This window comes from Klebsiella sp. KPN54798 (genome assembly GCF_021184225.1).
GTDB classification, from domain to species: domain Bacteria; phylum Pseudomonadota; class Gammaproteobacteria; order Enterobacterales; family Enterobacteriaceae; genus Klebsiella; species Klebsiella pneumoniae.
Map to the genome: position 1 here is coordinate 317322 of NZ_CP089234.1, position 18348 is coordinate 335669.

18 protein-coding genes are annotated in these 18348 nt (G+C 58.5%); 16 read left to right on the plus strand and 2 right to left on the minus strand.

Going from position 1 to position 18348, the window contains the following annotated elements; genetic code table 11:
* Positions 1 to 51: 51 nt before the first annotated feature.
* From LPQ25_RS01480 to livJ, 3 genes are all read left to right on the plus strand, one after another.
* The gene (locus tag LPQ25_RS01480; protein WP_004188289.1) at positions 52 to 1317 is read left to right on the plus strand and encodes a 4-aminobutyrate--2-oxoglutarate transaminase; all 1266 of its coding nucleotides are present in this window, start codon (positions 52 to 54) and stop codon (positions 1315 to 1317) included.
* 147 nt (positions 1318 to 1464) lie between these two features.
* The gene (locus tag LPQ25_RS01485; protein ID WP_004150081.1) at positions 1465 to 2709 is read left to right on the plus strand and encodes an aromatic amino acid transport family protein; all 1245 of its coding nucleotides are present in this window, start codon (positions 1465 to 1467) and stop codon (positions 2707 to 2709) included.
* A gap of 257 nt (positions 2710 to 2966) precedes the next feature.
* A complete protein-coding gene (gene livJ, locus LPQ25_RS01490) occupies positions 2967 to 4070 on the plus strand; it encodes a branched chain amino acid ABC transporter substrate-binding protein LivJ (protein WP_002920812.1) in 1104 nt (367 codons plus the stop codon).
* A gap of 392 nt (positions 4071 to 4462) precedes the next feature.
* On the opposite strand, the gene panM is transcribed toward livJ, so the two are convergent.
* On the minus strand, positions 4463 to 4846 hold the full coding sequence (gene panM / locus LPQ25_RS01495) for an aspartate 1-decarboxylase autocleavage activator PanM (protein WP_002920810.1): 384 nt from the start codon (positions 4844 to 4846) through the stop codon (positions 4463 to 4465).
* A 423-nt stretch (positions 4847 to 5269) separates the two neighbouring features.
* On the opposite strand from panM, the gene livK reads away from it, so the two are divergent.
* The 12 genes from livK (at position 5270) to ugpQ (ending at position 16104) form a co-directional block, all read left to right on the plus strand.
* Positions 5270 to 6379 (plus strand): high-affinity branched-chain amino acid ABC transporter substrate-binding protein LivK, encoded by a 1110-nt coding sequence (gene livK, locus LPQ25_RS01500; RefSeq protein WP_014906829.1) that lies wholly within the window; start codon positions 5270 to 5272, stop codon positions 6377 to 6379.
* A gap of 61 nt (positions 6380 to 6440) precedes the next feature.
* Positions 6441 to 7367, plus strand: a complete 927-nt coding sequence (gene livH, locus LPQ25_RS01505) for a high-affinity branched-chain amino acid ABC transporter permease LivH (protein ID WP_002920807.1) — start codon at positions 6441 to 6443, stop codon at positions 7365 to 7367.
* Positions 7364 to 8641, plus strand: a complete 1278-nt coding sequence (livM, locus tag LPQ25_RS01510; RefSeq protein WP_004174005.1) for a branched chain amino acid ABC transporter permease LivM — start codon at positions 7364 to 7366, stop codon at positions 8639 to 8641. The genes livH and livM overlap by 4 nt, the downstream gene beginning before the upstream one ends.
* The gene (livG, locus tag LPQ25_RS01515; RefSeq protein WP_002920803.1) at positions 8638 to 9405 is read left to right on the plus strand and encodes a high-affinity branched-chain amino acid ABC transporter ATP-binding protein LivG; all 768 of its coding nucleotides are present in this window, start codon (positions 8638 to 8640) and stop codon (positions 9403 to 9405) included. The genes livM and livG overlap by 4 nt, the downstream gene beginning before the upstream one ends.
* 1 nt (position 9406) lies before the next feature.
* Positions 9407 to 10120, plus strand: a complete 714-nt coding sequence (livF, locus tag LPQ25_RS01520) for a high-affinity branched-chain amino acid ABC transporter ATP-binding protein LivF (protein ID WP_004145133.1) — start codon at positions 9407 to 9409, stop codon at positions 10118 to 10120.
* A gap of 163 nt (positions 10121 to 10283) precedes the next feature.
* Positions 10284 to 10505, plus strand: coding sequence for a type II toxin-antitoxin system Phd/YefM family antitoxin (locus tag LPQ25_RS01525; protein ID WP_004174006.1), 222 nt, complete (start codon positions 10284 to 10286; stop codon positions 10503 to 10505).
* On the plus strand, positions 10502 to 10870 hold the full coding sequence (locus LPQ25_RS01530) for a type II toxin-antitoxin system death-on-curing family toxin (protein ID WP_014906830.1): 369 nt from the start codon (positions 10502 to 10504) through the stop codon (positions 10868 to 10870). The genes LPQ25_RS01525 and LPQ25_RS01530 overlap by 4 nt, the downstream gene beginning before the upstream one ends.
* 272 nt (positions 10871 to 11142) lie before the next feature.
* The gene (gene ugpB / locus LPQ25_RS01535; protein WP_004174008.1) at positions 11143 to 12459 is read left to right on the plus strand and encodes a sn-glycerol-3-phosphate ABC transporter substrate-binding protein UgpB; all 1317 of its coding nucleotides are present in this window, start codon (positions 11143 to 11145) and stop codon (positions 12457 to 12459) included.
* A 106-nt stretch (positions 12460 to 12565) separates the two neighbouring features.
* Complete coding sequence (ugpA, locus tag LPQ25_RS01540; RefSeq protein WP_014906831.1) at positions 12566 to 13453, plus strand: sn-glycerol-3-phosphate ABC transporter permease UgpA; 888 nt, start codon at positions 12566 to 12568, stop codon at positions 13451 to 13453.
* A complete protein-coding gene (gene ugpE / locus LPQ25_RS01545) occupies positions 13450 to 14295 on the plus strand; it encodes a sn-glycerol-3-phosphate ABC transporter permease UgpE (protein WP_004145129.1) in 846 nt (281 codons plus the stop codon). Before ugpA ends, ugpE begins: the two co-directional genes overlap by 4 nt.
* Position 14296: 1 nt before the next feature.
* On the plus strand, positions 14297 to 15367 hold the full coding sequence (locus tag LPQ25_RS01550; protein ID WP_004150074.1) for a sn-glycerol-3-phosphate import ATP-binding protein UgpC: 1071 nt from the start codon (positions 14297 to 14299) through the stop codon (positions 15365 to 15367).
* A complete protein-coding gene (gene ugpQ, locus LPQ25_RS01555; protein WP_014906832.1) occupies positions 15364 to 16104 on the plus strand; it encodes a glycerophosphodiester phosphodiesterase in 741 nt (246 codons plus the stop codon). Before LPQ25_RS01550 ends, ugpQ begins: the two co-directional genes overlap by 4 nt.
* Positions 16105 to 16127: 23 nt before the next feature.
* On the opposite strand, the gene LPQ25_RS01560 is transcribed toward ugpQ, so the two are convergent.
* Positions 16128 to 16448, minus strand: a complete 321-nt coding sequence (locus tag LPQ25_RS01560; protein WP_004150073.1) for a DUF2756 family protein — start codon at positions 16446 to 16448, stop codon at positions 16128 to 16130.
* Positions 16449 to 16571: 123 nt separating this feature from the next.
* Between LPQ25_RS01560 and ggt the strand changes: the two genes are divergently transcribed.
* Positions 16572 to 18317 (plus strand): gamma-glutamyltransferase, encoded by a 1746-nt coding sequence (ggt, locus tag LPQ25_RS01565; RefSeq protein ID WP_004150072.1) that lies wholly within the window; start codon positions 16572 to 16574, stop codon positions 18315 to 18317.
* Positions 18318 to 18348: the final 31 nt, after the last annotated feature.

Sequence of the window (18348 nt, forward strand, 5' to 3'; positions counted from 1 at the left end):
TCGTTTCTAATTTGTTGCGATAACGTGACATACACGACAGGAGATTCGCAGGTGAAAAGCTCAGAACTGAATCAACGTCGCCAGCAGGCGACGCCGCGCGGCGTAGGCGTAATGTGTAACTACTTTGTCGAGAAGGCGGAAAACGCCACGCTGTGGGATATCGAAGGCAATGAGGTGATCGATTTCGCCGCCGGGATCGCCGTGTTAAATACCGGTCACCGCCATCCGAAAGTGGTCGCCGCGGTAGCCGAGCAGCTGCAGGCGTTCACCCACACCGCCTATCAGATTGTGCCGTACGAAAGCTATGTTTCGCTGGCGGAGCGTATCAACGATCTGGCGCCAATTGACGGGCCGGCAAAAACGGCTTTCTTCACCACCGGCGCGGAAGCGGTCGAGAACGCGGTGAAAATCGCCCGCGCTTACACCGGTCGTCCGGGGCTGATTACCTTCGGCGGCGGTTTCCACGGCCGTACCTTTATGACCATGGCCCTCACCGGTAAGGTCGCGCCCTACAAAATCGGCTTCGGGCCGTTCCCGGGCTCGGTGTATCACGGTGTCTACCCGAATGCGGCGCATGGCGTGACCACCGCGGATGCGCTGAAAAGCCTGGAGCGCATTTTCAAAGCGGATATTGCGCCGGATCAGGTCGCGGCCATCATCCTCGAGCCGATCCAGGGGGAAGGCGGCTTTAACGTCGCGCCGGCCGATTTTATGCAGGCGCTGCGCGACCTGTGCGATACCCACGGCATTCTGCTGATCGCCGATGAAGTGCAGACCGGTTTCGCCCGCACCGGCAAGCTGTTCGCTATGCAGCACTATGAGGTGAAACCGGATCTGATGACGATGGCGAAAAGCCTCGCCGGCGGTTTCCCGCTGTCGGGCGTTGTCGGTCGCGCCGAGGTGATGGATGCGCCAGCGCCTGGCGGGCTGGGCGGAACCTATGCCGGTAACCCGCTGGCGGTGGCCGCGGCGCACGCGGTGCTGGATGTCATTGCCGAAGAGCAGCTGTGCCAGCGCGCTGAACAGCTGGGTAGCCATCTGCAGGAAGTGCTCAACCAGGCGCGCGCTACCTGCCCGGCGATCGTTGATGTCCGCGGCCGGGGGTCGATGGTGGCGGTGGAGTTTAACGATCCGCAAACAGGCGAACCGTCGCCGGAATTCACCCGCCAGGTGCAACAGAAAGCGCAGGAGAACGGCCTGCTGCTGCTGAGCTGTGGCGTCTACGGCAACGTGATCCGCTTCCTGTATCCGTTGACTATCCCGGATGCCCAGTTCTCGAAAGCGCTGGATATTCTGGCGCGCGTACTGAAGAGCTAACGTCTCCTCGGCGGGCTGCGGCGGCAGGGAAGCCGAACAGAAACAGGACGCCGCAGCCGGCTGTTTATGCTCAGCGTGAGTGGTTTATCACCCTGATATCACCTTTTTTCCGGCGGTGACAACCGCCGGAGTAAAACGGAAAGTATTATGTCTGAAAACTCCACCTTTTCTCCCGTCCTCACCGGCCGGGAACGTACGGCTGTCCCTGCAAAATCTCTGAGCTTCGTCGAAGGGGTATCGATGATTGTCGGTACCAATATTGGCGCGGGCGTCCTCTCTATCGCCTATGCGTCAAGCAAAGCGGGCTTTTTACCACTGCTGTTCTGGCTGGTGCTGGTGGGTAGTCTGACCACGGTGACCATGCTCTATGTCGCGGAATCCACGCTGCGCACCCGTAAACATCTGCAGCTCAGTGGATTATCGAAGCGCTACGTCGGCGGCTTTGGCGCGCTGATGATGTTTCTCTCCGTCTGCGTCAATAGCGTCGGGGCATTGACGGCGTATATGACCGGCAGCGGTAAGCTGTTGCACTCCCTGTTTGGCATCTCGCCGGCGCTGGGCAGCGTGCTGTTTTTCGTTCCGGCGGCAGGGGTACTCTACCTGGGGCTGAAGGCGATCGGCCGCGGCGAGAAATTTATCAGCATCGGCATGGTGGTGATGATCTCGGTGCTGGTGATTGCCACGCTGCTGAAAGAGACCACCCGCGTCGGCTATCTGCTCGACGGCAACTGGCTGTATATGGTTCCGGTCTTCAACGTCGTGGCATTCTGCTTCTCGGCACAGTATATCGTCCCGGAGATGGCGCGGGGCTTCGCCGACAAACCGGAAAAATTGCCTAAAGCTATTATGGTCGGCATGGCGCTGACCTTTACCCTGCTGGCGCTGGTGCCGTTGTCGGTGATCTCGCTTAACGGTCTGGACAATATTTCGGATGTGGCCACCATCTCCTGGGGCAGGGCGCTTGGCGAGTGGGCCTTCTTCTCCGCCAACCTGTTTGCGCTGTGCGCGATGTTGACCTCCTACTGGGGACTGGGCGGCAGCTTCCTGACCAATATCTTCGATCAGTTCCGCCTGGGGAATGACGAACAGCCCGCCCGGCGCCTGATGGTGCTGCTGGTGGTGGCGATCCCGCCGTTCGTACTGGCCTATAGCGGCATGGTCTCCTTCGTCAACGCGCTCTATTTTGCCGGGGTGTTCAGCGGCGTCATTTTATCGATTATGCCGATCCTGATGCTCAAGGGCGCCCGCCAGCGTGGCGATCTGACCCCGGGCTGGACCTGTCCGGCCTGGATGACCCATCCGCTTATCCAATGCTTCATTGTGTTGTTGTATCTTTGCAGCGCCGCCTACGCGATAGCATCCGCGGTGGGCTACCTACCCGCTGGCTGGTAATCAGGCTCTGTTTTGCACCGCGTCCGGTTCATGCTGGCGCGGTTTTTTTATTTGTCACTTATCTGTTACATAGCCCGCAATTTAGTCGTTTCAAATTCCTCAGAATGACGGTATGTTTAGCATAGTGTGCTGCAAAAGCGCGGGCAGCCCCCGGTTGATTAGCTATCATATGCTTTTCCTATGGGTATAAACAAAATAATGCGCTAATAAACAACATCACAACAAATGCAAAAACCATAATAATGGGGAGCCTCAGGATGAATATGAAGGGTAAAGCGTTACTGGCAGGATGTATTGCCTTAGTTATGAGCAGCGCGGCGCTGGCGGAAGATATCAAAATCGCGGTAGTCGGGGCGATGTCCGGCCCGGTGGCCCAGTACGGCGACCAGGAGTTTACCGGCGCAGAGCAGGCGGTAGCGGATATCAACGCTAAGGGCGGCATCAAGGGCAATAAGCTGCAGATCGTCAAATATGATGACGCTTGCGACCCGAAACAGGCGGTAGCGGTAGCCAACAAAGTGGTCAACGACGGCATCAAATACGTCATTGGTCACCTGTGTTCCTCTTCCACTCAGCCGGCGTCTGATATCTATGAAGACGAAGGCATTCTGATGATTACCCCGGCAGCGACTGCTCCGGAACTGACGGCGCGCGGCTATAAGCTGATCCTGCGCACCACCGGTCTGGACTCCGATCAGGGGCCAACCGCGGCGAAATACATTCTCGACAAAGTGAAGCCGCAGCGTATCGCAGTGGTACATGACAAACAGCAGTACGGCGAAGGCCTGGCCCGTGCGGTGCAGGATGGCCTGAAAAAAGGTGGGGCAAACGTGGTCTTCTTCGACGGGATCACCGCCGGTGAGAAAGATTTCTCCACCCTGGTGGCGCGCCTGAAGAAAGAGAATATCGATTTCGTCTACTACGGCGGCTATCACCCGGAAATGGGCCAGATCCTGCGTCAGGCGCGCGCCGCCGGTCTGAAAACCCAGTTTATGGGCCCGGAAGGCGTAGCGAACGTCTCCCTGTCTAACATCGCCGGCGAGTCGGCGGAAGGCCTGCTGGTAACCAAGCCGAAGAACTACGACCAGGTGCCGGCGAACAAACCGATCGTGGATGCGATCAAGGCGAAGAAACAGGATCCGAGCGGCGCCTTCGTGTGGACCACCTACGCGGCGCTGCAGTCGCTGCAGGCAGGCCTGAATCAGTCTGACGATCCGGCGGAAATCGCTAAATACCTGAAAGGCGCGACAGTAGACACCGTGATGGGCCCGCTGTCGTGGGATCAGAAAGGCGACCTGAAAGGCTTCGAGTTCGGGGTCTTTACCTGGCATGCTAATGGTACGGCGACCGACGCCAAATAATTTAACCGGCGCCTTTCACGCTGCAAATGCGTTGTCTGCGGCCCTCAACCCCGGTCACTTACTGATGTAAGCTCCCGGGGATTTCGGGTCTTGACGCCTTTTTGCAACGCGAAATGCTGGGTTAAATGGGGGGCGCCTTTCACGCTGCAAATGCGTTGTCTGCGGCCCTCAACCCCGGTCACTTACTGATGTAAGCTCCCGGGGATTTCGGGTCTTGACGCCTTTTTGCAACGCGAAATGCTGGGTTAAATGGGGGCGCCTTTCACGCTGCCGATGCGTTGTCTGACCCCGGTCGCGCTGCGCTTACCGGGGCTACAGTCGCCAGGTAGCCCGGCTAAGCGAAGCGCCGCCGGGTTCTTCCTTGGTCATGCTCCGCTTATTGGGGCTACGGCTTAATGCTTTTCCCAACCATTCTGCTGGGCGCTAAAGCCGAGCGCCTGCATAAAGGCCGCCATCACGCCGCGGTCCTCCACCCCATGGTCGGCGACGCGCCAGCTATTGATCGCCGGGTTATCACGCAATGTCTCTTCCACTAAGTATTGTCCGACGCCGCGGCGGCGGGTCACTTCACGCACGCACAGATCGCTGAGCTCACCTTCGACGCCGCGCAGGGTAACGCGCACGGCGCCCAGCAGGCGCTCGTTAAATCGGGCGGCGTAGAGACGATGGTTTTCATCAAGGGTCAGCGTCGACAGATCCTGCGACGGCCAGATTTTCCCCAGATCAATGCGATCCTGATCGCTGAAGTGCTGTAAACGGATAATGGTCAGTTTCATGGGCGGCAAATCCAGTGCAAAACAGAGGCGCCAGTGTACCCAAAATTGCTGTCTGGCGGAGCGCTGTTTTTTGCGCGTACATCAGGGGATTCGTTTTCCTGGCGTTGTCAGGGTAGCGCAATCCGTCATGGATCGAAAAATAAGCAGAATTTTAACCTAATGTGCAGCGTTTTATTCCGCCTTATGTATCGTTATTTTATGCTGCAGGATGGACTTTTTTTTGTTTATCTTCACCAAAATACAGAATATTATCTTTGCTTAATCGACTGAAAAATAGAGGTTTTAATCTGTTTTTTAGTGAAAAACTGCGCTAAACCATTAAACTCAATGGTAAAAATGGCGTTGTTTAATAAAAGCACAGAATGCTTTTTAACCATAAAAATACAAAACATTTACACCACATCACGAACGGGGTTCTGCAGCATGAAAAGGAACGCGAAAACCATCGTCGCGGGCATTGTCGCATTAGCGATGTCGCACGCGGCGATGGCCAAGGATATTAAGGTCGCCGTGGTCGGCGCGATGTCGGGTCCGGTGGCCCAGTGGGGCGACATGGAGTTCAATGGCGCGCGTCAGGCGATTAAAGACATCAACGCCAGCGGCGGCATTAAGGGCGACAAGCTGGTGGCCGTCGAATATGACGACGCCTGCGATCCGAAGCAAGCGGTCGCGGTGGCCAACAAAATCGTCAACGACGGCATTCAGTACGTTATCGGCCACCTGTGCTCCTCTTCCACCCAGCCGGCTTCCGACATCTATGAGGATGAAGGCATCCTGATGATCTCCCCCGGGGCGACCAATCCGGAGCTGACCCAGCGCGGATACCAGTACATCATGCGTACCGCCGGCCTCGACTCCTCGCAGGGGCCGACCGCGGCGAAATATATCGTCGAGAAAGTGAAACCGCAGCGTATCGCCATCATTCATGACAAGCAGCAGTACGGCGAAGGGCTGGCGCGTTCGGTGCTGGACAACCTGAAGAAAGCCGGGGCCAACATCGTCTTCTTCGATGGCATCACCGCGGGGGAAAAAGATTTCTCCGCCCTGCTGGCGCGCCTGAAGAAAGAGAACATCGACTTCGTCTACTACGGCGGCTACTACCCGGAAATGGGCCAGATGCTGCGCCAGGCGCGCTCCGTCGGGTTGAAAACCGTGTTTATGGGGCCGGAAGGGGTCGGCAACGCCTCGCTGTCCAATATCGCGGGCGCCGCGGCGGAAGGCATGCTGGTGACAATGCCAAAACGCTACGATCAGGACCCTGCCAACAGCGCCATCGTCAACGCGCTGAAAGCGGAGAAGAAAGATCCGAGCGGACCGTACGTCTGGATCACCTATGCCGCCGTTCAGTCGCTGGCGCAGGCGATGGACAGAACCGGCAGCCAGCAGCCGCTGGATTTAATCAACGATTTGAAAGCGCACGGGGCGAAAACCGTGATTGGGCCGCTGACCTGGGATGAAAAAGGCGATCTGAAGGGATTTGAGTTTGGTGTCTTCCAGTGGCACGCCGATGGCTCTTCGAGCGCGGCGAAATAAGCGCTGAAGACGAGTTATCCCTCCGCCCGCGAACCGCGGGCGGTTTGAAAAAGGTTACCTTATGTCCGAGCAGTTTCTCTATTTTCTGCAGCAGATGTTTAACGGCGTCACGCTGGGCAGTACCTATGCGCTGATCGCCATCGGCTATACGATGGTGTACGGCATTATCGGCATGATCAACTTCGCCCACGGCGAGGTCTATATGATTGGCAGCTATGTCTCCTTCATGATCATCGCCGCGCTGATGATGATGGGCATTGACACTAGCTGGCTGCTGGTCGCCGCCGGATTCGTGGGCGCCATTGTGATTGCCAGCGCCTACGGCTGGAGCATTGAGCGCGTGGCCTATCGGCCGGTGCGTAACTCCAAGCGCCTGATTGCGCTGATCTCCGCCATCGGGATGTCTATCTTCCTGCAGAACTACGTCAGCCTGACCCAGGGCTCCCGCGACGTGGCGCTGCCGAGCTTGTTTAACGGCCAGTGGGTCGTCGGCCACAGCGACAGCTTCTCCGCGACGATCACCACCATGCAACTGGTGATCTGGGTGGTGACCTTTATCGCCATGCTGGCCCTGACGCTGTTTATTCGCTACTCGCGGATGGGGCGCGCCTGCCGCGCCTGCGCGGAAGATCTGAAAATGGCCAGCCTGCTCGGGATTAACACCGACCGCGTCATTGCCCTGACCTTTGTCATCGGCGCAGCGATGGCGGCGGTGGCCGGCGTGCTGCTGGGGCAGTTCTACGGCGTGATTAACCCCTACATCGGCTTTATGGCCGGGATGAAGGCGTTCACCGCCGCCGTGCTCGGCGGGATCGGCAGCATCCCTGGCGCGATGATCGGCGGCCTGATCCTGGGTATTGCCGAGGCGCTCTCTTCCGCCTATCTCAGCACCGAATATAAGGACGTCGTTTCCTTCGCACTGCTGATTCTGGTGCTGTTAGTGATGCCGACCGGCATTCTGGGCCGCCCGGAGGTGGAAAAAGTATGAAACCGATGCAAATTGCAATGGCGCTGCTCTCTGCCGTGATGTTCTTCATTCTGGCGGGCGTCTTTATGGGCGTGCAGTTGGAGCTGAACGGCACCAAACTGGTGGTCGATACCGCCGCCGATATTCGCTGGCAGTGGATCTTCATCGGTACCGCGGTGGTCTTTTTCTTCCAGCTGCTGCGGCCGCTGTTCCAGAAAGCGGTTAAGAACGTCTCCGGGCCGAAATTTATTATGCCGGCGATTGACGGGTCGACGGTGAAGCAGAAGCTGTTCCTGATCGCCCTGCTGGTGATTGCCGTGGCCTGGCCGTTTATGGTGTCGCGCGGCACGGTGGATATCGCCACCCTGACGATGATCTATATCATCCTCGGCCTCGGGTTGAACGTGGTGGTCGGCCTTTCCGGCCTGCTGGTGCTGGGCTACGGCGGGTTCTATGCCATCGGCGCGTATACCTTTGCGCTGCTGAACCACTATTACGGTCTCGGCTTCTGGACCTGTCTCCCGCTGGCCGGCCTGGTCTCCGCGGCGGCCGGTTTCCTGCTGGGCTTCCCGGTATTGCGTTTGCGCGGCGACTACCTGGCGATTGTGACCTTAGGCTTCGGCGAGATCGTGCGCATTCTGCTGCTCAACAATACCGAGATCACCGGCGGGCCGAACGGCATCAGCCAGATCCCGAAACCGACCTTCTTTGGCCTCGAATTTAGCCGCAGCGCCCGCGAAGGCGGCTGGGATACCTTCAGCAACTTCTTCGGCGTCAAATACGATCCCTCCGACCGGGTGATTTTCCTCTACCTGGTGGCGTTGCTGCTGGTAGTGCTCAGCCTGTTCGTCATCAACCGCCTGCTGCGAATGCCGCTGGGCCGGGCGTGGGAAGCGCTGCGTGAAGATGAGATCGCCTGTCGTTCGCTGGGCCTGAGCCCGACGCGCATCAAGCTGACCGCCTTTACCATCAGCGCCGCGTTTGCTGGCTTCGCCGGCACGCTGTTCGCCGCGCGCCAGGGCTTCGTCAGCCCGGAATCCTTTACCTTCGCCGAGTCAGCCTTTGTGCTGGCGATCGTCGTGCTGGGCGGGATGGGCTCGCAGTTCGCGGTGATCCTCGCGGCTATTCTGCTGGTGGTCTCGCGCGAGTTGATGCGTGACTTCAACGAATACAGCATGTTAATGCTCGGCGGCCTGATGGTGCTGATGATGATCTGGCGTCCGCAGGGGCTTCTGCCAATGACGCGCGTGCAGTTGAAGCTGAAAAACGGTCAGGCGAAAGGAGAGCAGGCATGAGTCAGCCATTATTATCCGTTAGCGGCCTGATGATGCGTTTCGGCGGTCTGCTGGCCGTCAACAATGTGTCGCTGGAGCTCAGAGAGCGCGAGATCGTCTCGCTGATCGGCCCCAACGGCGCCGGGAAGACCACCGTCTTTAACTGCCTGACCGGTTTTTACAAGCCCACCGGCGGCACTATTCTGCTGCGCGACCAGCACCTGGAAGGGCTGCCGGGTCAGCAGATTGCGCGGATGGGCGTGGTGCGGACCTTCCAGCACGTGCGCCTGTTCCGCGAAATGACGGTGATTGAAAACCTGCTGGTGGCGCAGCATCAGCAGCTGAAAACCGGGCTCTTCTCCGGCCTGCTGAAAACGCCGGCCTTCCGTCGGGCGCAGAGCGAAGCGCTGGACAGGGCCGCCACCTGGCTGGAGCGTATCGGCCTGCTGGAGCATGCCAACCGTCAGGCCAGCAACCTGGCCTACGGCGACCAGCGCCGGCTGGAGATTGCCCGCTGCATGGTGACCCAGCCGGAAATTCTGATGCTCGATGAACCGGCGGCGGGGCTGAACCCGAAAGAGACCAAAGAGCTGGACGAGCTTATCGCCGAGCTGCGTAACCATCACAACACTACCATCCTGCTTATCGAACACGATATGAAGCTGGTGATGGGCATTTCCGATCGCATCTACGTCGTGAACCAGGGAACACCGCTGGCCAACGGGACGCCGGAAGAGATTCGTAATAACCCGGACGTGATCCGCGCATACCTTGGTGAGGCATAAGATGGAAAACGCGATGTTAACTTTTGACAACGTCAGCGCCCACTACGGCAAGATTCAGGCGCTGCACAACGTCAGCCTGCATATCAAACAGGGCGAGATCGTCACGCTTATCGGCGCCAACGGCGCGGGGAAAACTACCCTCCTCGGCACGCTGTGCGGCGACCCGCGCGCCTCCAGCGGGCGCATTGTCTTTGACGGTAAGGATATTACCGACTGGCAAACCGCGAAGATCATGCGCGAGGCGGTGGCGATCGTTCCGGAAGGGCGGCGCGTCTTTTCGCGTATGACGGTGGAAGAGAACCTGGCGATGGGCGGTTTTTTTGCCGACCGCGATCAGTTCCAGACCCGCATCAAATGGGTGTATGAGCTGTTCCCGCGTCTGCATGAACGCCGTATTCAGCGCGCCGGCACCATGTCCGGCGGCGAGCAGCAGATGCTGGCGATCGGTCGCGCCCTGATGAGCCAACCGCGCCTGCTGCTGCTGGATGAACCGTCGCTGGGGCTGGCGCCGATTATCATTCAGCAGATTTTCGACACCATCGAGCAGCTGCGCGAGCAAGGGATGACGATCTTCCTGGTTGAGCAGAACGCCAACCAGGCGCTGAAGCTGGCCGACCGCGGCTATGTGCTGGAGAACGGCCACGTGGTGCTGGAGGACACCGGCGACGCGCTGTTGGCCAACGAGGCGGTGCGCAGCGCCTATCTCGGCGGTTAATTCATCGCAACCCGGCGTCGTTCACTTCGCCGGTTTGTAGCCCGGGCGAGGCGCTTGCGCCGACCCCGGGAGCCGATCGCACGAATACATTTAAAAGAGCCTGTTGGCTCTTTTTTTGTACATGTATGTTGTACAATAAAAGAGTACAGCTTTGGAGGTTTTTATGAGAACGGTTAACTATAGCGAAGCCCGGCAAAATCTGGCCGATGTGCTGGAAAGCGCAGTGACAGGTGTACCTGTGACCATTACCCGTCGTGGGCATAAATCTGCAGTCATCATTAGTGCAGAAGAGTTTGAACGCTACCAGGCGGCCAGAATGGATGATGAGTTCGCGGCTATCATGGCGGTTCATGGTGATGAGATCAGGGAGCTTGCGGATAAATGACGCTGCAGATTATCTCAGCGGAAGAGATAATACTGTTTCACGACAGGCTGCTCCGCGTCACGCCTGGCGTTGCCGGTATGCCCGATCCGGGGCGTGCCGAAGCGATAATGTATAGGGTGCTAAACAAAATTGAATATGAAGGTGTGACAGACGTGTGGCGACTCGCTGCGATGCATCTGCTGGCGATTTCTCGCGGTCATATATTTAATGATGGTAATAAGCGTACGGCACTGTTTATCACCCTGCTTTTTTTAAAGCGAAATGGAATTATATTGCCAGCGAATCCAGACTTCGTCGGCATGACCGTCGAGGCAGCAGCAGGGCAACTTACCCTGGAACAGATTGTCGCGCGTTTGCGTGGATGACGGTTAACTCGTTGCAACCCGGCGGCTTCGCCGGTTTGTAGCCCGGGCGAGGCGCTTGCGCCGACCCCGGGAGCCGATCGCGCAAATATTATCCGTGTCTCAGCTCCCACTTTACTTCCCCCGTCCTTTCATCGGCTTGTCATCTCTCTGACCCGTTACTATCTTTTTTTTGTAATAAAAAAGTTATTTTTCTGTAATTCGAACATGTCATGTTACCCCGCGAGCATAAAACGCGTGAAATCGCGCATCCGGCACAACAAGAGAGATAACCGATGATATCGTTACGACATACAGCTTTAGGACTGGCGCTGAGCCTGGCTTTTGCCGGTCAGGCCCTGGCGGTTACCACCATCCCATTCTGGCACTCAATGGAAGGCGAGCTGGGTAAAGAAGTGGATTCTCTGGCGCAACGCTTTAACGCGGCCAATCCTGATTACAAAATCGTTCCGGTATACAAAGGCAACTACGAGCAGAGCCTGAGCGCCGGTATCGCCGCCTTCCGTACCGGCAACGCGCCGGCTATCCTGCAGGTGTATGAAGTCGGCACCGCCACCATGATGGCGTCAAAAGCCATTAAGCCGGTCTACCAGGTGTTTAGCGAGGCGGGCATCAAGTTTGATGAATCGCAGTTCGTACCGACGGTGGCCGGGTATTACACCGATTCGAAAACCGGCCATCTGCTCTCCCAGCCGTTTAACAGCTCTACCCCGGTGCTCTACTACAACAAAGACGCCTTCAAAAAAGCCGGCTTAGATCCGGAGCAGCCGCCGAAGACCTGGCAGGATCTGGCGGCCTACACCGCGAAGCTGAAAGCCGCCGGGATGAAGTGCGGCTACGCCAGCGGCTGGCAGGGCTGGATCCAGATTGAAAACTTCAGCGCCTGGCACGGTCTGCCGGTGGCCACGAAGAATAACGGCTTCGACGGTACCGACGCGGTTCTTGAGTTCAACAAGCCGGAGCAGGTGAAGCATATCGCGCTGCTCGAAGAGATGAACAAGAAGGGCGATTTCAGCTACTTCGGGCGTAAAGACGAGTCTACCGAAAAGTTCTATAACGGCGACTGCGCCATTACCACTGCCTCGTCCGGCTCGCTGGCCGATATCCGCCAGTACGCCAAATTTAACTACGGCGTCGGCATGATGCCTTACGATGCCGACGTGAAAGGCGCGCCGCAGAACGCCATCATCGGCGGGGCCAGCCTGTGGGTGATGCAGGGCAAAGACAAAGAGACCTACACCGGCGTGGCGAAGTTCCTCGACTTCCTGACCAAACCGGAAAACGCCGCCGAGTGGCACCAGAAAACCGGCTACCTGCCGATCACTACCGCGGCCTACGATCTGACGCGTCAGCAGGGCTTCTATGATAAGAACCCGGGCGCCGATATCGCTACCCGCCAGATGCTGAACAAGCCGCCGTTGCCGTTCACCAAAGGTCTGCGCCTGGGCAACATGCCGCAAATCCGCACCATCGTCGATGAAGAGCTGGAGAGCGTGTGGACCGGCAAGAAAACCCCGCAGCAGGCGCTGGATTCCGCCGTGCAGCGCGGGAACCAGCTGCTGCGTCGCTTCGAGCAAGCGACCAAATCGTAATCTGTAACTTGCCCGGTGGCGCTGCGCTTACCGGGCCTACGATGTGCCCTATGTAGGCCGGGTAAGGCGTAGCCGCCACCCGGCATTGTTCAGGAACCCAATCTCAATGTCATCATCCCGTCCGGTATTCCGCTCGCGCTGGCTGCCCTATGTGCTGGTCGCGCCGCAGCTGATTATCACGCTGATTTTCTTTATCTGGCCCGCAGGCGAAGCGCTGTGGTACTCGCTGCAGAGCGTCGATCCCTTTGGCCTTTCCAGCCAGTTCGTCGGCCTGGATAACTTCGTTGCGCTGTTCCACGATCCGTACTACCTGGACTCGTTCTGGACCACCATAAAATTCAGCGCCCTGGTGACCGTCAGCGGCCTGCTCATTTCACTGTTTTTCGCCGCGCTGGTCGACTATGTGGTGCGCGGCAGCCGCTTTTATCAAACGCTGATGCTGCTGCCGTACGCCGTGGCCCCCGCCGTCGCGGCGGTGCTGTGGATCTTCCTCTTTAACCCCGGGCGCGGGCTGATCACCCATTTCCTCGGCGAGCTGGGCTACGACTGGAACCATGCGCAGAACAGCGGCCAGGCGATGTTTCTGGTGGTCTTCGCCTCGGTGTGGAAACAGATAAGCTACAACTTCCTGTTCTTTTTCGCCGCGCTGCAGTCGATTCCGCGTTCGCTGGTTGAGGCCGCCGCCATCGACGGCGCCGGGCCGATTCGTCGCTTCTTTAAGCTGGCGCTGCCGCTGATTGCGCCGGTGAGTTTCTTCCTGCTGGTGGTCAATCTGGTTTATGCCTTCTTCGACACCTTCCCGGTGATCGATGCCGCCACCGCCGGCGGCCCGGTGCAGGCTACCACCACTCTGATCTACAAAATCTATCGCGAAGGTTTCGCCGGGCTCGATCTATCCGCTTCCGCCGCGCAGTCGGTGGTGCTGATGTTCCTCGTCATTATCCTGACGGTGGTGCAGTTCCGTTACGTTGAAACTAAGGTGCGTTACCAATGATTGAGAACCGTCGCGGGCTGACGATTTTCAGCCACACCATGCTGATCCTGGGTATCGCCGTCATTTTATTCCCGCTGTACGTCGCCTTCGTGGCGGCGACGCTGGATAACAAATCGGTATTTGAAACGCCGATGACGCTGATCCCCGGCGGACATCTGCTGGAGAACATGAAGACCATCTGGGTGAACGGCGTCGGCGTCAACAGCGCGCCGTTCTGGCTGATGATGCTCAACAGTTTCATCATGGCGTTCGCCATTACGGTCGGCAAAATCGTGGTGTCGATGCTTTCGGCGTTCGCCATCGTCTGGTTCCGCTTTCCGCTGCGTAATCTGTTCTTCTGGATGATCTTTATCACCCTGATGCTGCCGGTCGAGGTGCGTATTTTCCCGACGGTGGAGGTGATCGCCAACCTCAACATGCTCGACAGCTATGCCGGGTTAACGCTGCCGTTGATGGCTTCGGCTACCGCCACCTTCCTGTTCCGCCAGTTCTTTATGACCCTGCCGGACGAGCTGATTGAAGCGGCGCGTATCGATGGCGCTTCGCCGATGCGCTTCTTTCGCGACATCGTGCTGCCGCTGTCGAAAACCAACCTCGCCGCGCTGTTCGTCATCACCTTTATCTACGGCTGGAACCAGTATCTATGGCCGTTGCTGATTATTCAGGATGTGAATCTTGGCACCGCCGTCGCCGGTATTAAAGGCATGATCGCCACCGGCGAAGGTACTACCCAGTGGAATCAGGTGATGGCGGCGATGCTGCTGACCCTGATCCCGCCGGTCGTCATCGTTTTAGCCATGCAGCGCGCGTTTGTGCGCGGCCTGGTCGATAGTGAGAAATAAAATGGCTGGTTTAAAACTACAGGCAGTAAGCAAAAGCTGGGATGGCAAAACCCAGGTAATTCAACCGCTGACGCTGGACGTGGCGGACGGGGAATTTATCGTTATGGTCGGCCCGTCGGGCTGCGGGAAATCAACGCTGCTGCGGATGGTCGCCGGACTTGAACGGGTGACCAGCGGCGATATCTGGATCGATCGTAAACGGGTGACCGAGATGGAGCCGAAAGATCGCGGCATCGCGATGGTGTTCCAGAACTATGCCCTTTATCCGCATATGAGCGTGGAAGAGAACATGGCGTGGGGGCTGAAGATTCGCGGCATGGGTAAGGGATTGATCGCCGAGCGGGTGCAGGAGGCGGCGCGCATTCTTGAGCTGGATGGTCTGCTCAAGCGCCGTCCGCGGGAACTGTCCGGCGGCCAGCGCCAGCGCGTGGCGATGGGCCGCGCCATCGTGCGTGACCCGGCGGTATTCCTCTTCGACGAACCGTTGTCAAACCTCGACGCCAAGCTGCGCGTGCAGATGCGTCTGGAACTGCAGCAGCTGCATCGCCGCCTGAAAACCACCTCGCTGTACGTCACCCATGACCAGGTGGAGGCGATGACCCTCGCCCAGCGGGTGATGGTGATGAACAAAGGCGTTGCCGAGCAGATCGGCACCCCGGTGGAAGTGTATGAGAAACCAGCCAGCCGCTTTGTGGCGAGCTTTATCGGCAGCCCGGCCATGAACCTGCTGGAAGGGCGCATCAGCGATGACGGCGGTCGCTTTGAGCTGGCGGGCGGCATGCAGCTGCCGACGAATCATGAGCACCGGCGCCACGCTGGGCGTAAAATGACGCTCGGTATCCGTCCGGAGCATTTTATCTTAAGCTCACAGGCGCAAGGCGGCATTCCGCTGCTGATGGACACCCTGGAAATTTTAGGTGCCGATAACCTCGCTCACGGGCGCTGGGGCGAACAGAAGCTGGTGGTCAGACTGCCGCACCAGCAGCGCCCGGCGGCAGGCAGCACGCTATGGCTGCATCTGCCTTTGGAACATCTGCACCTCTTTGATGGTGAAACAGGACAACGCGCATGAGTAACTGGCCTTATCCCCGCATCGTCGCCCATCGCGGCGGCGGTAAACTGGCGCCGGAGAACACCCTGGCGGCTATCGACGTCGGCGCCCGCTACGGGCACACGATGATTGAATTTGACGCCAAGCTGTCGAAGGACGGGCAGATCTTTCTGCTGCATGACGATAATCTCGAACGCACCAGCAATGGCTGGGGCGTGGCGGGCGAGCTGGCGTGGGACGATCTGCTGAAGGTCGATGCCGGTAGCTGGTTCAGCCGTGAATTTAAGGGCGAGCCGCTGCCGTTGCTCTCCCAGGTGGCGGAGCGCTGCCGTCGTCACGGCATGATGGCGAATATCGAAATTAAGCCGACCACCGGGCTGGGGCCGCAGACCGGCAGAGTGGTGGCGCTGGCCGCGCGCGATCTATGGCAAGGCATGACCGCGCCGCTGCTCTCCTCTTTTGAAATCGACGCCCTGGAGGCGGCGCAGGAAGCCGCGCCCGAGCTGCCGCGCGGGCTGCTGCTGGATGAGTGGCGCGATGACTGGCGCGAATTGACCACCCGGTTGGGCTGCGTGTCGATGCACCTCAATCACAAACTGCTGGATGCGGCGCGGGTGGCGAGCCTGAAACAGGCCGGCCTGCACATTCTGGTGTACACGGTCAATAAACCCCAGCGCGCCGCCGAACTGCTGTGCTGGGGCGTAGACTGCATCTGCACCGATGCCATTGATGTCATCGGGCCGAATTTCCAGCCTTAAGACGGATTTGCGGCGGACGACCTTTACGGATTAGTCTGCCGCAGCATTCCACCGTTGTTATTTGGCCGCACCTGCTGCGGCGCATTCAGATTGCCGCCCTGGGCCGCGCGCTGCTGATTAGTCTGCAGCTGGTTTTGCAAATGCTGCTGCTGCGAGCGGGTCTGATTGTTTAGATCCTGCTTTAGCATGCTCTGCTGCTGCTGTTGCTGGATCTTCATCTCATTTTGCATGCGCTGCTGGCTGGGGACCACGTAACCCGGCTGGTTAGGGTTGTTATTAATATTGATCGGCTGGGCTAATACGCCAAGCGGCATCAGCGCCGCCAGAAACAGAATCGCTTTCATGGTTTTCTCCTCCCGTGCGTGGGATCACTTAAGTGTACCTCGAATCTGCCATAACAATGATTTTTTAGGAGTTATCAACCAGGCTTAAGCGGGGAATGAAACCTACCTTTCAGGAGTAAGACAATGATAAAAACAACAATATGGCGTCAGGTGGTCATCGCTGCGTTGCTGGCGGGGGGCAGCTTTACCGTCGCCGCCAATCCGCCACCGCCGCCGCCGGTCTCTTATGGCGTAGAGGAAGATGTGTTCCACCCGGTACGCGCCCGGCAGGGGATGGTGGCCTCGGTGGACGCGCTGGCGACCCGCGTCGGCGTGGATATCCTGCGCCAGGGCGGTAACGCTGTCGATGCGGCGGTAGCGGTAGGCTACGCGCTGGCGGTCACCCATCCGCAGGCCGGGAATATTGGCGGCGGCGGTTTTATGATGCTGCGGACTAAAGACGGCAAGACCACGGCGATCGATTTCCGCGAAATGGCGCCAGAGCAGGCCACCCGCGACATGTTCCTTGACGACCAGGGCAACCCGGACAGTAAAAAATCACTGACTTCGCATCTGGCCTCCGGCACGCCAGGCAGCGTCGCCGGTTTCTCCCTCGCGCTGGAAAAGTATGGCACCATGCCGTTGAACAAAGTGATCCGTCCGGCGATTAAGCTGGCGGAAGAGGGGTTTATCGTTAACGATGCGCTGGCGGACGATCTGAAGACCTACGGCAGCGAAGTGATCCCGCAGCATGAAAATAGTAAAGCGATCTTCTGGAAGAACGGCGAGCCGCTGAAGAAGGGCGATCGGCTGGTGCAGAAGAACCTCGGTAAGAGCCTGGAGCTGATTGCCGAGCACGGCCCGGACGCCTTCTATAAAGGGGCCATCGCCGACCAGATCGCTGACGAGATGAAAAAGCACGGCGGGCTAATCACCAAAGCCGATCTCGCCGGCTATAAGGCTGTGGAGCGTACGCCGGTTAGCGGCGAGTATCGCGGGTATGAGGTTTACTCTATGCCGCCGCCGTCCTCCGGCGGGATCCACATCGTGCAGATCCTCAATATCCTCGAAAACTTCGATATGCAGAAATATGGCTTTGGCAGCGCCGACGCCATGCAGGTGATGGCGGAGGCGGAGAAACATGCCTATGCCGACCGTTCCGAATATCTCGGCGATCCTGACTTCGTCAACGTGCCGTGGCAGGCGCTGACCAGCAAGGCTTACGCCAAAGCGATCGCCGCCGAGATTGATGTCAACAAGGCGAAGCCTTCCAGCCAGATCCGTCCGGGCAAGCTGGCGCCCTATGAAAGCAACCAGACCACCCACTTCTCGGTGGTCGATAAAGACGGCAATGCGGTGGCGGTGACCTATACGCTGAATACCACCTTCGGTACCGGCATTGTGGCCGGTGATTCCGGCATTCTGCTCAATAACCAGATGGATGATTTCTCGGCGAAGCCCGGCGTGCCTAACGTCTATGGTCTGGTGGGCGGCGACGCCAATGCGGTGGAGCCGAAAAAACGCCCGCTGTCGTCAATGTCGCCGACCATTGTGGTGAAAGACGGCAAAACCTGGCTGGTAACCGGCAGCCCGGGCGGCAGTCGGATCATCACCACCGTACTGCAGATGGTGGTCAATACCATCGATTTCGGGATGAACGTCGCGGAAGCCACCAACGCGCCGCGTTTCCACCATCAATGGCTGCCGGATGAGCTGCGGGTGGAGAAAGGCTTTAGCCCGGATACCCTGAAGCTGCTGGAGGCGAAGGGGCAGAAAGTGGCGCTGAAAGAGGCGATGGGCAGTACCCAGAGCATCATGGTGGGGCCGGACGGCATGCTGTATGGCGCCTCCGATCCGCGTTCGCCGGATGATTTAACGGCGGGGTATTGATGTGTTGCCCGGCGGCGCTGCTGCGCTTACC

Bases quoted from the DNA above. Each gene is read 5' to 3' on its own strand.
- LPQ25_RS01485 (WP_004150081.1), top strand. From the start codon at position 1,465: ATGTCTGAAAACTCCACCTTTTCTCCCGTCCTCACCGGCCGGGAACGT.
- livJ (WP_002920812.1), top strand. From the start codon at position 2,967: ATGAATATGAAGGGTAAAGCGTTACTGGCAGGATGTATTGCCTTAGTT.
- panM (WP_002920810.1), bottom strand. From the start codon at position 4,846: ATGAAACTGACCATTATCCGTTTACAGCACTTCAGCGATCAGGATCGC.
- livK (WP_014906829.1), top strand. From the start codon at position 5,270: ATGAAAAGGAACGCGAAAACCATCGTCGCGGGCATTGTCGCATTAGCG.
- livH (WP_002920807.1), top strand. From the start codon at position 6,441: ATGTCCGAGCAGTTTCTCTATTTTCTGCAGCAGATGTTTAACGGCGTC.
- livM (WP_004174005.1), top strand. From the start codon at position 7,364: ATGAAACCGATGCAAATTGCAATGGCGCTGCTCTCTGCCGTGATGTTC.
- livG (WP_002920803.1), top strand. From the start codon at position 8,638: ATGAGTCAGCCATTATTATCCGTTAGCGGCCTGATGATGCGTTTCGGC.
- livF (WP_004145133.1), top strand. From the start codon at position 9,407: ATGGAAAACGCGATGTTAACTTTTGACAACGTCAGCGCCCACTACGGC.
- LPQ25_RS01525 (WP_004174006.1), top strand. From the start codon at position 10,284: ATGAGAACGGTTAACTATAGCGAAGCCCGGCAAAATCTGGCCGATGTG.
- LPQ25_RS01530 (WP_014906830.1), top strand. From the start codon at position 10,502: ATGACGCTGCAGATTATCTCAGCGGAAGAGATAATACTGTTTCACGAC.
- ugpB (WP_004174008.1), top strand. From the start codon at position 11,143: ATGATATCGTTACGACATACAGCTTTAGGACTGGCGCTGAGCCTGGCT.
- ugpA (WP_014906831.1), top strand. From the start codon at position 12,566: ATGTCATCATCCCGTCCGGTATTCCGCTCGCGCTGGCTGCCCTATGTG.
- ugpE (WP_004145129.1), top strand. From the start codon at position 13,450: ATGATTGAGAACCGTCGCGGGCTGACGATTTTCAGCCACACCATGCTG.
- LPQ25_RS01550 (WP_004150074.1), top strand. From the start codon at position 14,297: ATGGCTGGTTTAAAACTACAGGCAGTAAGCAAAAGCTGGGATGGCAAA.
- ugpQ (WP_014906832.1), top strand. From the start codon at position 15,364: ATGAGTAACTGGCCTTATCCCCGCATCGTCGCCCATCGCGGCGGCGGT.
- LPQ25_RS01560 (WP_004150073.1), bottom strand. From the start codon at position 16,448: ATGAAAGCGATTCTGTTTCTGGCGGCGCTGATGCCGCTTGGCGTATTA.
- ggt (WP_004150072.1), top strand. From the start codon at position 16,572: ATGATAAAAACAACAATATGGCGTCAGGTGGTCATCGCTGCGTTGCTG.